We start from the raw sequence: 13,830 nt of genomic DNA on the forward strand, positions 1-13,830 counted from the left end.
CGCCGAAACGTCAGAGATCTACTGATGCAGAACTGTCAACCATGTCCTGAGACATCACAAGGCGTTCGACCTGGCTGAGCTCGGGATCGTTCTCGTCGTGTGCGAGTTCGATGTCGTAGTCGGTCTGCAGGTTCAGCCAGAACCGCTCGGAGAGTCCGAATGCCTGCGACAGCCGCAGCGCGGTGTCGGTCGTGATGCGCCGCTTGCCGCGGATGATCTCGCTCAGCCGAGTCTGCGGCAGACCCGTCGCCTGAGCGAGCCGGTACGCGGTGATGCCAAGCGGCTCCAAGAACTCGGTCTGCAGGATCTCCCCCGGCGTGATCGGCTCGTGTGCCTTGCTCATGATGCGCTCCTCTCAGTGGTAGTCGACGATTTGGACTTCGGCCGGCCCGGCAGCCGTCCAGACGAAGCAGATTCGGTATTGGCCATTGATGCGGATCGAGTGCTGCCCCTCGCGGTCGCCCGAGAGCTTCTCGAGCCGGTTTCCCGGCGGAATGCGTAGGTCATTGAGAACGTCTGCCGCGTTGAGCAGGCGCAGCTTCTTCTGGGCGGCGCGTTGCAGATCGGGGCCGAATCTCTTGACGTGCTCGCGCTCCCAGACCTTCTTCGTCTGCTCATCCGCGAAGGACTGGATCACAGCCCCATACTATCGTCAAACGACAGTATGCGCGCTGCTGCCGCAGCAGCGACGGGGCTTCGAAGGGTCGACCGCCCGCAACGAGGCCCGGCTCCGAGCCGCAGTCTTCCTCGCGGTGTCGTGGTGCTGTCATGCTCGATGAATGGACCCTCTGCCGGAGCTCGCGGACGTGCAAGACCTGTTGACCGGCGTGCTGGTGCTCGACGTTGCACGATTGAGCGACTCCGCAGTCGCCCAGATTGCAGCACTTCGTGGCGTGAGCGGGTCGGTCACAATGCTCGACCTCGACATCCCCACCGATGCTCCGAACCTCGCCCTATCGAGTCCCGCTCGTCGATCGTTCGCAGAGGCAGTAGTCGTTGGCGATTCTGGCGAGGAGATCGGCGGCATCATTTTGTGGGCGTCGAATGAGCGTCTCAGCGCGCTCGAGTTCTATTGGTACACAGACGAGCGTCCAGCCCGCCTCCCGCGAGCCAACCAACTGGTTGCCGCCGTAGCGCATTGATGGGGTCGCCTGCGCGCAGCGTGGGCGCGCGACGTCACGTCGTCACGGTCCAGCGGAACCTCTCGCGGAAATCGTTGAAACACTCCGGGCAGATCCATGTGTAGCCGTCGTCGGCAGTCACCCATGCCTCGTTGTATTTCGCGTGGCCCGTAGTGTCGTCGGAAATCTCTGCTTGGCAAAACCCGCAATGGTCGTGGTCCCAACCAGCGCGATACCCGACCCACAGCGCCAAGCGCAATGACCGGTCCTGGAGGTACGACTCCTGCCCCGTGAGCCGCCAGTCCTGATCCATTCGCTAACAGTACGAGCTCGCAACAACGTGCGGGATTACGGATCCGTCAGCGCGCGGTTGAGCCTTCAGGCAGGCGTAAATGTGTGGGACCGTGGAGTCACCGTGTTGTCCGAATCCCGCCGGTGTTGAGCTGGCACGGCGGCTGCACTTGGAGTTGTGAACAACAACACCACAGAAAACGCCATCGCCTTCCGCTCCCCCCACGACCTCCAGCACCCGCTCGCACTCGCCAACGTCTGGGACGTTGCCAGCGCACTCGTCACTCAAGCCGCAGGGGCACGCGCCATCGCAACGACCAGCGCCGGGCTCGCCTGGTCGCTCGGATTTCCAGATGGGGATGCCCTTGACCGGGTTCTGGCCGCCCAGGCGGTTGCCCGTATCACCAGCGCGGTCTCCCTGCCGGTCACCGTCGATATCGAAGGTGGGTACGCCACAACCACCGCCGGCGTCGAAGAGACAACGGCCGCGATGTTGGACGCCGGCGCGATCGGCATCAACATCGAGGACGGCCGGCGCACCCCCAGGAACTCGCCTCCGCGATCGCAGCAGCCCGCAAGGCCGCAGAGCGCGCGCACGTCCCGATGTTCATCAACGCACGCACCGACATGTACCTCGCCAGCATCGGAGACCCAGCAGCCCGCCTCACCGAGACACTCGACCGGGCCGCGCGATACCTGGATGCCGGAGCAGATGGGATCTTCGTCCCCGGCGTCATCGACCCGGAGACGATCACCACCCTCGCCGCCGGCATCAGCGCACCACCGAACATCATGGCAGGGCCCGGAGCGCCGAGCGTCGCGGAATTGAGCCGACTCGGTGTTGCGCGAGTCAGCCTCGGATCCGGCATCGCAGAAGCCGTCTACGCGCTGGTCGCGCGCGCTGCCACTGAACTCGAAACGACCGGCACATACCAATCACTCGCCGGCACCGCCGACTACGCAAGGATCAACACCCTCTTGGCGGAGGCACGCGAACGCTAACCGGATCGGCCCGCGTGCAGCATCCGGCTAAGGTGAGCGCGTGCGACTGCGTCGTCTGCTTGCCTTTGCGATCGACTGGTGCTGCATGCTCGCATGGGTCGGACTGGTTGCAGCTGTCGGTGTGCCGCTCTACGCACTTGGCGTTCTGAATCTGAGCGATGCACTGGCGCAGAATCTGGTCGGGCTCTCGGTCGTGGTCCCGATCGTTCTCGCTGCGGCGCGGTGCGAATCGCACCCACGCGCAGCGACCGTCGGCAAACGCGTCCTGCGCCTCACTGTCGAGCACGATGGGGGCCGACCGACATTCACGCTGGCGTTGCTACGCAACACCCTCAAGCTCGGCACTCCGTGGATCGTCGCCCACGCAGCGGTCTTTGCCGTGGTTGACAGCTCGGCGCAAGGCGCGACGCCCGCTTGGGCGATGTGGTTGCTCCTCGGCGCCTACGTCCTGCCCGTCGTCTGGGTCGTGTCCCTACTCCTGCCAGGCGGGCAAACTCTCTACGACCGGCTCAGCTCGACGCGGGTGGCATCACCAAAAGCGACTATCGCTGCAGAACGCTAGAAGATCCCCTGTCGAACTGCGGCTCGCCCTACCAGCGAAATGAATCGCCTTCGGTGGCAGAAGCAGGCTCTCCAGCCCATGCTCGAACCAGGGAAAGCTTGGTTTGAAGGTCAGAACGCAGCGAGGTGTTCATGCCTCCTGTTCGTCCCTGGTCTCGGTACAGGGCCAGTCCGGTGAGCCATGTGCGGTGATCGCGTTGCGCGCCGTCTCGCCAGATCACCAGCGGCTCGTCGGTGACCTTCTTGATGGCATTGCGCGGCACGGTTCGTGTTGAGAACTGGCCGCGGAGAACGAGGAAGTCGGTGGTGAGCGTCACAGAGACGCTGCCGGTGCGTGCGATGAGCAACAGCGATAGGAGTACGCCGGCTGCGCCGACGATGATGAGGCCGGCCGCAGCAACAGTAGGGAGCACGCCGAAAACCCCGGCGGCGAGAACGCCCAGACCGAGGACGCCGACGTAGAGCGCCCCGAGCCTGCTTGTCGTAGTTGCGCGCGCCAGTGGCTTCAAAGTCATCGGCAGCTGCGACTCGTCGAACGCAGACATCAGGCTCGACGTAATGCTTAGGGGCGCCGGAAGAGATGCCCGCTGACCGAACCGTTTGCGGACACTGGAGAACTTCGATTGCACGAGAATTCCGACATGGCATGTGTCGAAGAGATCCTTTGCCAGCTCGTTGAAGCGTTCGCCTGGTGGGACGCGAAGCTCGCTGACGGACAGGTAGTCCTTGCCAATGCCGCGACCGACGCCCTAATGGCCGGTCTCGACGGCGAGGCACTGGCCGAAATGGCGGGCCTCCCACGGCGTGAGAATCCCTTCGAAGTTGATCGCCTCGTTGCCCGTGTTGCCGATGAGCTCGCGCTCGATGTCGAGCAATGGTCCAAGTCAGATGAAGTTGCGGCGCGTCGAATGTGCCGAGAGCTTCTCGCTGGCAGGTGCAGCGAACGAGAGCTGAGTTCGTGGGCGCACTCGCGATTTCACCACGAGAGCGATTCTGAGCCGCTCAATCGTCTCGCCGAGCTTGACGACGAATACGACGAACTCGAGTCCATGGGTGAAGACACGACAGGTATTGAACAGGGGATCCGCGACGTCGCAGCCTCGATTGTGCGCTAGGGAATCGGCTATCGGCGGGTCTCGGCGACGGTGTCAATCAGTCGGCGCCGCTGACTCGGAAGTCAGCACGTTCTGCGGTCGCGTCTTGCGCGAAGAACACGTCTTCCTCGCGCATCCAGCGCTCCCAGAGGGCGCGGTGCTCGCTGCCATCGCGCTCAAGCCCTCGCGTCAGGCGCTCGGCGGCGGGAGCCCCTACCCACACTCCCCCGTGCGGGCACAAACAAAAAGCCCGCTTCCCTTGCAAGAGAAGGGAAGCGGGCTGTTGTGACCCCAGCGGGATTTGAACCCGCGTTACCGCCGTGAGAGGGCGACGTCCTAGGCCGCTAAACGATGGGGCCGGACTGGCTGCGCACTCGCAGGAGCGCGGCGCAACGGGTTCTACTTTACATGGCCGCCACGGGGCGGACAAATCGAGGCGGCTATCGCAGCAGACGCACCGCGCCGGGCACGATGGACACCTCGACGGGCAAGGGCCCCACCCGCTCGCCGTCCGCGTAAGCGACCACGCCGGCCGCCTCGATGCGCACCGAGCGCACCCGCTCGAGATGCACCTCGGGCTCCCCCGTGTGCTCGCCTTTGAACACTTTCGGGAAGATGCGCAGGAACCGGAGCTTCGACATCCGATCGACGACGAACAGGTCGAAGAATCCGTCGTTCATCTCGGCGTCGGGCGCGATTTTCATGCCGCCGCCGATCGACGTGTGGTTCGCGATCGCCACGAGCATCGCCGAGAACGCGCGCTCGTGCCCGTCGACGACGACCCGGTAGTGCGGCGCGCGGAAGGTGAGCAGCTCGCGCACGACGGCGATCGTGTAGCGCCGCTCGCTGTTCGGCCACGACATGAAGTTCGCCCGCTCGTTCACGGCGGCGTCGAAGCCGGCCGAGAGGGCGCCGAGCATCCAGGTGGTGTGGGGGCCGTGCACGACGCGTCCGGCATCCACCGCCTGCGCGTCACCGGACAGAGCCGCCACGATCTGCCTCGCCGCGGCAGCGGGGTCGCCGATCGGCATGCCGATGTTGCGGGCGGTGTCGTTGCCGGTGCCGACGGGCACGACGCCGAGCGGGATGCCCGTCTCGGCCACCGCGTTGACGCCGAGGCTCACCATGCCGTCGCCGCCGACGACGATCAGCGCCGCGCGATCGGGTGCGTCGACCGCGCGCACCTCACGCTCGACCTCGCGCCGCAGCAGCTCGTAGTTCGGCTGCCGCACCTCGATGACGGTGTGGCCGGTTGCGGCGAAGATCTCCGACGCGGCGGCGCCCGCGCCGTGGTGGCGCCCGAAGGCGGCGGTCGGGTTGATCGCGACGATCAGTCGTCTGGGCATCGTCGTCGAGCTCGGCGGCATGGATCACCATCATCCGGCACAGCGAATAGCCTGGCAACATGCGCATCACAAAGCTGGAACACGCCGCATTCATCCTCGAGAAGGACGGCGCCAAGCTCGTCGTCGACCCTGGCAGCTTCGCCCGACCGCTGCCCGACGCGACCGGCGTCGCGGCGATCGTCATCACCCACGAGCACGCTGACCACTGGGACGCCCCGCACCTGCAGGCCGTCCTCGACGCGAACCCGGCCGCGCCGATCTACGCGCCGCAGGGGGTCGCGGACGCGGCATCCGACTTCGACATCACCGTCGTCGCGCCCGGCGACTCGGTCGTCGCAGGCCCCTTCGAGCTCGAGTTCTTCGGCGGCACGCACGCGGTCATCCACTCGTCGATCCCCGTGGTCGACAACGTGGGCGTCTCGGTCGACGGCGGCGCCCTCTACTACCCGGGCGACTCGTTCGCCGTGCCGGACGGCGTCGAGGTCGACGTGCTCGCCGCCCCGTCGAGCGCACCGTGGCTCAAGGTCGGCGAGGCGATCGACTTCGTACTCGCCGTCAAGCCGCGCCGCGCGTTCCCGACGCACGAGATGATCAACTCCGACGCCGGCAAGGCGATGGCGAAGGCCCGCATCGAGTGGGCCGCTCAGCAGAACGGCGGCACCCTGCTCGACCTCACGCCAGGAGCGTCTGCCGAGCTGTGAGCTCGTCGAGCAGCCGCAGCACGGCGCGCGCGACGCGGTCGTTCTCGCGGAAGCTCATCGCGTCCGTCGACGGCCGGGCGAACGCCCCGGCGTTCGGCGCCGACGTGAACGGCCCGATGGCGAAGCGCGCCGCGTGCGGCTCGCCGTCGGGCCCGATCAGGCGCGAGTCATCGGGGTGCACGGCGACCAGGGCGGCGAGGGATGCCTCACCGGACGACGCCCGCACCGCATCGCGCAGCGCCGCGTTCTCACTGCGGTGCGCCGCGTCCTCCGGAAGCCAGGCGTCGACGAGGTAGTTCGACGTGAGCTCGCCAGGAACGGAAGGGCTCGACGCGCGGAAGACGCCGGCGCCGCCGTCAGCAGAGCCATCCGCCCGCACCTCGAGCTCGGCGCCGAGGAAGCGCACGACACCCGCCTCCACGAGCGCGAGCAGCTCCTCCAGACGGTGCACCGGCGGCCCCGACGCGACGTAGCTGAAGAAGGCCTTGAACCACGGCGGCACCTCGATGCCCGAGCCGCCGGTGGCGAAGAGCGCGAACAGCAGCGACGTGAAGAGGCCGAGCGTCGCCGAGTGCTCGGCCGCGGTGCGGCGGTGCACGTCGTCCGCGATGTATTCGACGAGGTGCCGCTGCAGCTCGTCGTGACTCGCGAAACTGAGCCCGGCGAGCGGCCGGTCGAAGACAGAGAGGTCGAGCGCATCGGCGGGGTCGACGAGCGCCTCGACCGCCAGCTCGCGCAGCGCGTCCGACCAGGGGTCGAGCTCGGCGAAGCGCGCGAGGAACTCGTCCCACGGAAGCCGCACGCGGTCGGGGTGGCCGAGGAACAGCTCGTGGTAGTAGCCGTGCAGCGCCTCTTTGGCGATCAGCGGCCACACGTCCGCGGCGAAGTCGAGGTCGGCGCGCGCACCCAGCACCGCCGCGATGTCACGGGTGAAGAAGCGCAGCTCTGCACGTGGTGCGACGAGCTTCGAGGTGACCTTCGAGTGGTACGGCACGCCCCGACGCGAGCCGAGGTGCAGACGCGGCTCGCGGCCGCTCGGCACGTAGCGCAGGCCGCCCTCGGTCTCTTCGAACCGTCCGCCGCGGCCCTGCGTCAGCAGCACCACGAGGTCGACGGCGGCGAGGCCCATGCCGCGCACGATGATGTCGGCGCCGGCCGGGAGCCCGTCGAGATCCGCGTCTGCGGTGAACGCCGGCGCCAGGTAGTAGGCGCCGTGCTCGCGCGCGAACCGGTCGAGCACCTCATGCTCGCCGGCGAGCGTCGACCCGTTGTGGCCGAGCGCGTACAGCACGGCGTCGGCCGGGACCGCGCCGCCGTCGGCGAGGCCGACGAGCTGTCGGTCGCCGTCGTCGGCGACCGACACGGCGGACGTGTTGAGCCATTCGACCTCGACGCCTGCCGGCAGGTTCGCGAGGGTGCGGCGGTGGAACCAGTCGAGGTAGAAGCTCTGCAGCCGCCGCGTCGGGAAGCTCGCCGGCCCGAGCGCCTCGAGCTCGGCGCGCACGGCCTCGTCGTCGACGGTCACGTCGAGTGAGCCGGCGCGCCAGAGCTCTGCCCACTCGGCGAGCGACGGCCCGGGCACGATGGGCCCTTCGACCGTGCACGAGGCATCCGTGAACATCGTCACGTCGGCGGCGAGCGAGTTGAGCTTCAGCAGCGGCGACTGGTCGTAGCGCCACAGCCGTCCGGGCCCCGGCTGGTACGGGTCGATGAGGACGATGCGGATGCCTGCGGCCGCCGCCCCCTGCCCGAGTCCGCCCGCCCGCAGGTTCTCGACGAATCGCTCGAGCCAGCCGACACCGCGCGGGCCTGCGCCGAGGACGGCGACGGTGAGTTCGGGCATGAGTGCCAGCATGCCCCGAGTGGGCACTCGAGCCGCCCCAATGTTGCGCTCCGTTTCAGCCGTGACGCATTGTGTCCGGCTCGTTTCCGCCCGCTCCGAGCATCCCCCTAGCGTCGCCGACCATGACCACCGCATCCCTTCGCTCACGCCTCACGGCGCCGGATATCCCGGCCGCAGCCGTCACCCGGCGCGTGCAGCCGCTGCGCCGTCCGTGGCAGTGGATGGCGACCGCCGTCGTCCTGCTGCTCGCGCTGAACTTCGCCCAGACGCTGTTCACCAACCCCGCGTGGGAATGGAACCGCGTCGGCCACTGGTTCTTGAGCCCGGCGATCCTGCGCGGTCTCACCCTGACGATCGAGGCGACCGCGATCAGCGCGGTCGTCAGCTTCGTGGCCGGCGTCCTGGTGGCGCTCGCCCGCCAGTCGCGCAACCGCGTGCTGAGCGGGGCGGCGTGGCTGTACATCTGGGTGTTCCGCTCGGTGCCGCTGCTGCTCGTGCTGGTGTTCCTCTACAACCTCGGCAACCTGTACCCGAAGATCGGCATCGGCATCCCGTTCGGCCCGCAGCTGCAGGTGCCGACCGTCAGCGTGCTCGGCGATCTCGCCCTCGGCGTCATCGGGCTCAGCCTGTCGGAGATCGCCTACGCCGCCGAGGTGGTGCGCTCCGGTCTGCTCGCGGTGGACCCCGGCCAGCACGAGGCGGCCAAAGCACTCGGCATCCCCCGCTACCGTCGTTTCACCCGCGTCGTGCTGCCGCAGGCGCTGCGCTCGATCGTGCCCGCCTACGTCAACCAGATCGTCGGGCTGATCAAGTCGAGCTCTCTGCTGTTCTACGTGAGCCTGCTCGATCTGTTCGGTGTGGTGCAGAACCTGGGCTCGACCTACCCGAGCGACATCATCCCGCTGCTCGTGGTCGCGAGCGTGTGGTACCTGATCCTCACCGGATTCATCGGCATCGTGCAGCACTTCGTCGAGCGGTTCTACAACCGCGGTCTGGCCGGTGCCCGATGAGCGCCGCGGCCGTGCAGATCGTCGGAGCGCGCAAGTCGTTCGGCGGCAAGAAGGTGCTGCAGGGCATCGACCTCACGATCGCGCAGGGCACCGTCACGGTGATCCTCGGCCCCTCGGGCTCCGGCAAGTCGACCCTCCTGCGCGCGGTCAACCACCTCGAGAAGCTCGACGAGGGCTACGTCGTCGTCGACGGCGAGCTGATCGGCGTGCGCCTCGTCGGCGAGCGGCTGAAGGAGCTGCACGAGAAGCAGATCCTCACGCAGCGCGCCCGCATCGGCTTCGTCTTCCAGAACTTCAACCTGTTCCCGCATCTGACGGTGCTCGAGAACATCATCGAGGCACCCGTGTCCACCGGACTGCTGGCGAAGGCGCCTGCCCGCGAGCGGGCGTACGAGCTGCTCGCGCAGATCGGGCTGAGCGACAAGGCGGATGCCTTCCCGCGACAGCTCTCCGGCGGGCAGCAGCAGCGCGTGGCCATCGCCCGCGCCCTCGCGCTCGACCCGCAGCTGATCCTGTTCGACGAGCCGACTTCTGCGCTCGACCCCGAGCTGGTCGGCGAGGTGCTCACGGTCATCCGACGCCTCGCCGAATCAGGACGCACGCTCGTCGTCGTCACGCATGAGATCGGCTTCGCCCGCGAGGTCGCCGACCACGTCGTCTTCCTCGACGACGGCGTCATCGTCGAGCAGGGCGCCCCTGGCGACGTGCTCGTGAACCCGAGCCACGCGCGCACGCGCGACTTCCTTTCCCGGGTGCTCTGACCACAGGCATCCGCACCGCACCCCATCCAAGAGAAGAGGAACCACCATGACGACCCACACCACCCGCCTGCGACGTGCAGGCTCCGCGCTGCTGGTCGCCGGCGCGCTCGTCGCGACCGTCGCCGGCTGCGCGGGCAACTCGGCCTCGGCCAGCACCACGGACAAGAAGGGCGAGGTCACCGTCGGGGCGCACAGCAACGGCGCCGCGAAGCAGGTCACGCTCGACGTGCCCGAGGTCGCGAAGATCCGCGCGGAGCTGCCGGCCTCTGTGCGCACGAGCGGCGAGCTGACGATCGGCATCGGCGCGCTGCCCGCCGGCTTCCCGCCGCTCGCCTACCTCGGCGACGACCAGAAGACTCTGACCGGCGCGGAGCCCGACCTCGGCCGCCTCGTCGCCGCGGTCTTCGGCCTCAAGCCCGTCGTCTCGAACGCCACCTGGGACAACCTGTTCGTCGGCATCGACACCGGGAAGACCGACATCGGCTTCTCGAACATCACCGACACCGAGCAGCGCAAGCAGAAGTACGACTTCGCCTCCTACCGCGACGACAACCTCGCGCTGCAGGTGCTGAAGAAGAACGACTGGAAGTGGACCGGCCCCGATTCGCTCGCCGGCAAGACCGTCGCGGTCAGCGCGGGCACCAATCAGGAGAAGATCCTGCTCGCCTGGCAGAAGCAGCTGCAGGGTGAGGGCAAGGACTTCACGATCAAGTACTTCCAGGACGCGAACGCGACCTATCTCGCGCTCGACTCCGGGAAGATCGACATCGACTTCACGCCGAACCCGTCGGCCGCCTACCAGAACACGCAGTCGGCGAAGTCGGCGAACCCGACCCGCACCGAGGCGACGTACTCGGGTGCCGGCGCGAGCCTGCAGGGTCTCATCGCCGCGACCACCAAGAAGGGCAGCGGCCTGGCGCAGCCGACCGTCGACGCGATCAACTACCTGATCGAGAACGGCCAGTATGCGAAGTGGCTCGCGGCCTACAACCTCGCGAACGAGGGCGTGCAGAAGTCCGAGCTGAACCCGCCCGGGCTGCCGATCACGAACGAGTAGCGTTCGACCTCAGGCTCAGGCATCCACCGCATAACTGCTGAGCGGATGCCTGAGCCCGAGGTGCCCACGCAAGGTGCGCCCCTCATACTCGGTGCGCACGACACCCCGCGCCTGCAGCTCCGGGACCACGAGCTCGGCGAAGGCGTCGAGCTGCGCGGGCATCCACGCCGACAGGATCTGGAAGCCGTCGACGGCGCCCGAGCCGAACCACTGCTCGAGGCGGTCTGCGACCGCCGGGCCGTCGCCGACGAGCAGCCCGGGCAGGCGCGCGCGGGTTCCCGGTGCGATCAGCGACAGCAGCTCGTCAGCAAGCGCTTGCGCCCGCTCGGGGGTCGCCGCCACGACCGGCAGCACCGGGATCACGAGCTTCGGCAGCTCCGACTCCTCGCGACCGGCCGCGAGCGCCGCCGCCCGCAGCTCTGCGCGATAGTTGAATGCCTCAGCGGCGCTCTCGAAGTCGGCGATCGCGAGATTCCCTCGCGTCGCGACGAGCTCGTGGGCCCGCGGCGACGTGCCCGTGTGCGTGATCGGCACGGCGCCCTGCACCGGCCGCAGCGCGTTGAGCGGACCGGCCGTCTGCACGAAGCGGCCCGTGAAGTCGGTCGGATGCAGGCGGCTCTGGTCGATGAGGCGGCCGCTTGCGGCATCCGCCACGAATGCATCGTCGTCCCAGCTGTCCCAGAGAAGCCGCATCGCGTCGAGGAACTCGACGGCGCGGTCGTAGGCGTTGAGCCGGTCCCACTCGACGTCCTTGCCGTGGTTCGCGGCGGCGAGCGCGTTCGCGCCGACGTGCAGGTTGAGCCCGAGCCGACCACCGGAGAGCAGATCGACCGACGCCGTCTGGCGCGCGATCGCGTAGACCTCGCTGTAGGTGGTGTTCACGCTCGTGATCAGCCCGATGCGGCGGGTGGATGCCGCGAGGAACGCCACGGCGCTCAGCGGGTCGACCCGCGCGAGCAGGTGCGGCGCCGTCGCCTCGAGCTCGGGCCCCGTCGACAGCCAGTCACCGAAGTAGAGGTAGTCGAAGCGCGCCTGCTCGGCGATCTTCGCGGCTTTGACGAGAACCGTCGGCTCACGGCGCGGGGAACGCTCGGCGCCGGGCATCCGCCACCCGGAGGGGAACCCGCCGAGGGCGCGGAATGCCGCACCGAGGATCATGTGCTCGCCCATGCCCTGACGGTAGATCGGGGCGGCGGCGCGGCGCTCGCGTGTTACGACACAGTGTTACGACAGGTCACGAACTCGGGAACTGCAGCATGCCGGGCGGCGTGTTCCACCGCACCACCACCGGCTGCGCATGCTCGAAGCCGAGCACGCTGACGGTCGCGGTCGCGAGCGAGAACGCCTGCGCGTCGACGGGGCGCAGCCCAAGCCAGGCTGCGGCCATTGCGCGCAGGAAGTGCCCGTGCGCGAAGCAGATCACATCCTGACCGCTCCACATCGTGTCGAGCGCACGGGCGATGACGCGCTTGGCGCGCAGCTGCACGTCGGCGGCGGACTCCCCCGGCGTCGCCGCAGCCGGCACCCCGTTGCGCCACAGGTTCCAGTTGGCGCCACGCTGCTGGATGATCTGCGGCGTGGTGAGTCCCTCGTACGCGCCGTAGTCGAACTCGGCGAGGTCGTCGTCGATCACGAGCCGGTCGCCGTAGCCGGCCAGCTCGGCCGTGCGGATCGCGCGGTGCCGCGGGCTCGACAGCACCAGCCCGAACAGATGCCCGTTCAGCACCTCGGCGATCGCCGCCGCCTCCGCCTCGCCCGCGGCGGTGAGCGGCAGGTCGGTGACACTCGTATGCCGGCCGGAAAGGCTCCACTCGGTCTGGCCGTGCCGCACAAGAACGAGGCGCGCCTTGTTCGCGCCGCCGTGCTCGGAGAACTCCTCGCCGGGGCGGGTGGAACGCACGGTCAGTCGCACAGTGGGGGTCATATCGCCGATCTCTCAAGACGTCGAAGCAGCAGGTACGCATCCTCGAGGCGGTAGTCGAGGAACGGCGCGAAGTACGGGTCGTCGTCGAAGCGCGCGGTCAGACCCAGCTCGTGCTCGCGCTGCAGCCAGTCGAGCTCGGCGCCGACGGTCTGTGCGAACGTCTCGCCCTGCCAGCCGAGCTCGCGCGCGGCGGTGAGGTCGAGCACGACGGGCGGCACCACATCCCACGGGTGCGCGCCGTACTGAGGGTCGACGTCGTCGTCGATCGCGATGATCTCGAAATCGGAACCCAGCCCCGCGTGCGCGGCGACGGTCTCGGCTATCGCGAGGCCGGTCGGGGCGTCCGCATCGCCGACATTGAGAATTCGAGCGGCCGGATGCTGCACCACGGCCTCGACGAGCGAGGCGACGTTCGCGGCGGCCGTCGTGTGGTCGCCGCCGCGCCCGCGATGCGCCAGCGCGAGCTGCTCGCGGCCATCGAGCGCGCGCTTCAGGAACGCCCACTCGCGCGGCCGAGCGGCGCCCGCCCCGTGCACGCGTCCGGCGCGCAGCACGGTAACCGGCAGGCCGGAGTCGAGCAGCGCGTTCTCGGCCGCGACACGGTTCGCCGCGTAGCCGTCGCGCGTCGCCGGGTCGCCGCGCCCGGGGGCGACGGTCGCGTCGACCTCGCGGATCGGCAGGGGGAAGACCGGCTTCACCAGCGAGTTGCCGTGGTTGCCGAACTCGTCGACGTACACCGCCTTTGTCGACAGCGTGACCGCCGCGTCGGCGTCGGCGAGGAACGGCGCGACCGCGCGTGCATCCGCTTCCGTGAAGCACAGGCAGTCGACGATCAACTCGGCACCCTCGCCGATCGCGGCGCGCATGGCGCGGGCATCCGTTCGCTCGCTCTGCACGAAGGTGAAGCCGGATGCCGCTGCGAGGTCGTCCGGCACGTGCGCGGCGTCGCGACCGGTAACGTCGACCTGCCAGCCCGCTGCCAGCAGCCGGGTTGCGACGGCACGGCCGATCACTCCTGTTCCACCGAGGATGACTGCGCGCGCCACACCCTCAAGGCTAGCCGGGTCGGCGGCGCATACGCCGACCGGGCGTGGGGCCGCCGCGCCGACCGGCGCCGTC

Annotated in this window: 16 protein-coding genes, 1 tRNA gene and 1 pseudogene; 8 read left to right on the plus strand and 10 right to left on the minus strand. The window is 68.6% G+C overall.

Features of this window, described 5'->3' with window-relative positions; all coding sequences use genetic code 11:
* Positions 1–10: 10 nt before the first annotated feature.
* Together D7I44_RS00695 and D7I44_RS00700 are read right to left on the minus strand one after the other, a co-directional pair.
* Entirely contained in the window at positions 11–343 is a 333-nt protein-coding gene (locus tag D7I44_RS00695) for a HigA family addiction module antitoxin (RefSeq protein WP_120787727.1), read from the minus strand.
* Between the two features lie 12 nt (positions 344–355).
* Positions 356–637 (minus strand): type II toxin-antitoxin system RelE/ParE family toxin, encoded by a 282-nt coding sequence (locus tag D7I44_RS00700; protein ID WP_120787728.1) that lies wholly within the window; start codon positions 635–637, stop codon positions 356–358.
* 142 nt (positions 638–779) lie between these two features.
* Here D7I44_RS00700 and D7I44_RS00705 point away from each other — a divergent pair, with 142 nt between their 5' ends.
* Positions 780–1,142 (plus strand): hypothetical protein, encoded by a 363-nt coding sequence (locus D7I44_RS00705; RefSeq protein WP_120787729.1) that lies wholly within the window; start codon positions 780–782, stop codon positions 1,140–1,142.
* Positions 1,143–1,176: 34 nt separating this feature from the next.
* Here the strand turns inward: D7I44_RS00705 and D7I44_RS00710 are convergent, their stop codons facing one another.
* Positions 1,177–1,434: a hypothetical protein gene (locus tag D7I44_RS00710; protein ID WP_120787730.1), complete on the minus strand. Its 258-nt coding sequence runs from the start codon at positions 1,432–1,434 to the stop codon at positions 1,177–1,179.
* 156 nt (positions 1,435–1,590) lie between these two features.
* Between D7I44_RS00710 and D7I44_RS00715 the strand changes: the two are divergent.
* Positions 1,591–2,414: pseudogene (locus tag D7I44_RS00715) on the plus strand (isocitrate lyase/PEP mutase family protein).
* A 40-nt stretch (positions 2,415–2,454) separates the two neighbouring features.
* On the plus strand, positions 2,455–2,976 hold the full coding sequence (locus tag D7I44_RS00720; protein WP_245979855.1) for an RDD family protein: 522 nt from the start codon (positions 2,455–2,457) through the stop codon (positions 2,974–2,976).
* Positions 2,977–3,004: 28 nt separating this feature from the next.
* On the opposite strand, the gene D7I44_RS00725 is transcribed toward D7I44_RS00720, so the two are convergent.
* A complete protein-coding gene (locus D7I44_RS00725; protein ID WP_120787732.1) occupies positions 3,005–3,520 on the minus strand; it encodes a hypothetical protein in 516 nt (171 codons plus the stop codon).
* 96 nt (positions 3,521–3,616) lie between these two features.
* On the opposite strand from D7I44_RS00725, the gene D7I44_RS17960 reads away from it, so the two are divergent.
* Positions 3,617–4,090, plus strand: coding sequence for a hypothetical protein (locus tag D7I44_RS17960; RefSeq protein ID WP_162939980.1), 474 nt, complete (start codon positions 3,617–3,619; stop codon positions 4,088–4,090).
* Between the two features lie 265 nt (positions 4,091–4,355).
* On the opposite strand, the gene D7I44_RS00735 is transcribed toward D7I44_RS17960, so the two are convergent.
* Together D7I44_RS00735 and D7I44_RS00740 are read right to left on the minus strand one after the other, a co-directional pair.
* A tRNA-Glu gene (locus D7I44_RS00735) sits at positions 4,356–4,428 on the minus strand.
* Positions 4,429–4,509: 81 nt separating this feature from the next.
* Positions 4,510–5,415 (minus strand): diacylglycerol kinase family protein, encoded by a 906-nt coding sequence (locus tag D7I44_RS00740; RefSeq protein WP_245979858.1) that lies wholly within the window; start codon positions 5,413–5,415, stop codon positions 4,510–4,512.
* A gap of 59 nt (positions 5,416–5,474) precedes the next feature.
* Between D7I44_RS00740 and D7I44_RS00745 the strand changes: the two genes are divergently transcribed.
* Positions 5,475–6,116, plus strand: a complete 642-nt coding sequence (locus D7I44_RS00745; protein ID WP_120787735.1) for an MBL fold metallo-hydrolase — start codon at positions 5,475–5,477, stop codon at positions 6,114–6,116.
* On the opposite strand, the gene D7I44_RS00750 is transcribed toward D7I44_RS00745, so the two are convergent.
* Positions 6,088–7,959, minus strand: a complete 1,872-nt coding sequence (locus tag D7I44_RS00750; RefSeq protein WP_220093800.1) for an FAD/NAD(P)-binding protein — start codon at positions 7,957–7,959, stop codon at positions 6,088–6,090. The two genes, D7I44_RS00745 and D7I44_RS00750, sit on opposite strands and share 29 nt — an antisense overlap.
* Before the next feature lie 122 nt (positions 7,960–8,081).
* Here D7I44_RS00750 and D7I44_RS00755 point away from each other — a divergent pair, with 122 nt between their 5' ends.
* Genes D7I44_RS00755 through D7I44_RS00765 form a run of 3 tightly spaced genes read left to right on the plus strand, consistent with a single transcriptional unit; the run spans position 8,082 to position 10,787 of the window.
* Positions 8,082–8,969 (plus strand): amino acid ABC transporter permease, encoded by an 888-nt coding sequence (locus tag D7I44_RS00755; protein ID WP_120787737.1) that lies wholly within the window; start codon positions 8,082–8,084, stop codon positions 8,967–8,969.
* Positions 8,966–9,730: an amino acid ABC transporter ATP-binding protein gene (locus D7I44_RS00760; protein WP_120787738.1), complete on the plus strand. Its 765-nt coding sequence runs from the start codon at positions 8,966–8,968 to the stop codon at positions 9,728–9,730. Before D7I44_RS00755 ends, D7I44_RS00760 begins: the two co-directional genes overlap by 4 nt.
* Positions 9,731–9,776: 46 nt before the next feature.
* A complete protein-coding gene (locus tag D7I44_RS00765; RefSeq protein WP_120787739.1) occupies positions 9,777–10,787 on the plus strand; it encodes a transporter substrate-binding domain-containing protein in 1,011 nt (336 codons plus the stop codon).
* 15 nt (positions 10,788–10,802) lie between these two features.
* Here the strand turns inward: D7I44_RS00765 and D7I44_RS00770 are convergent, their stop codons facing one another.
* From D7I44_RS00770 to D7I44_RS00780, 3 genes are all read right to left on the minus strand, one after another.
* A complete protein-coding gene (locus tag D7I44_RS00770; RefSeq protein ID WP_120787740.1) occupies positions 10,803–11,957 on the minus strand; it encodes an LLM class flavin-dependent oxidoreductase in 1,155 nt (384 codons plus the stop codon).
* A 64-nt stretch (positions 11,958–12,021) separates the two neighbouring features.
* Positions 12,022–12,711 (minus strand): histidine phosphatase family protein, encoded by a 690-nt coding sequence (locus D7I44_RS00775; protein ID WP_120787741.1) that lies wholly within the window; start codon positions 12,709–12,711, stop codon positions 12,022–12,024.
* Positions 12,708–13,757: an NAD-dependent epimerase/dehydratase family protein gene (locus D7I44_RS00780; RefSeq protein WP_120787742.1), complete on the minus strand. Its 1,050-nt coding sequence runs from the start codon at positions 13,755–13,757 to the stop codon at positions 12,708–12,710. Before D7I44_RS00780 ends, D7I44_RS00775 begins: the two co-directional genes overlap by 4 nt.
* Between the last annotated feature and the right edge of the window lie 73 nt (positions 13,758–13,830).

Origin of the sequence: Gryllotalpicola protaetiae (genome assembly GCF_003627055.1) — a bacterium.
Lineage (GTDB): Bacteria > Actinomycetota > Actinomycetes > Actinomycetales > Microbacteriaceae > Gryllotalpicola > Gryllotalpicola protaetiae.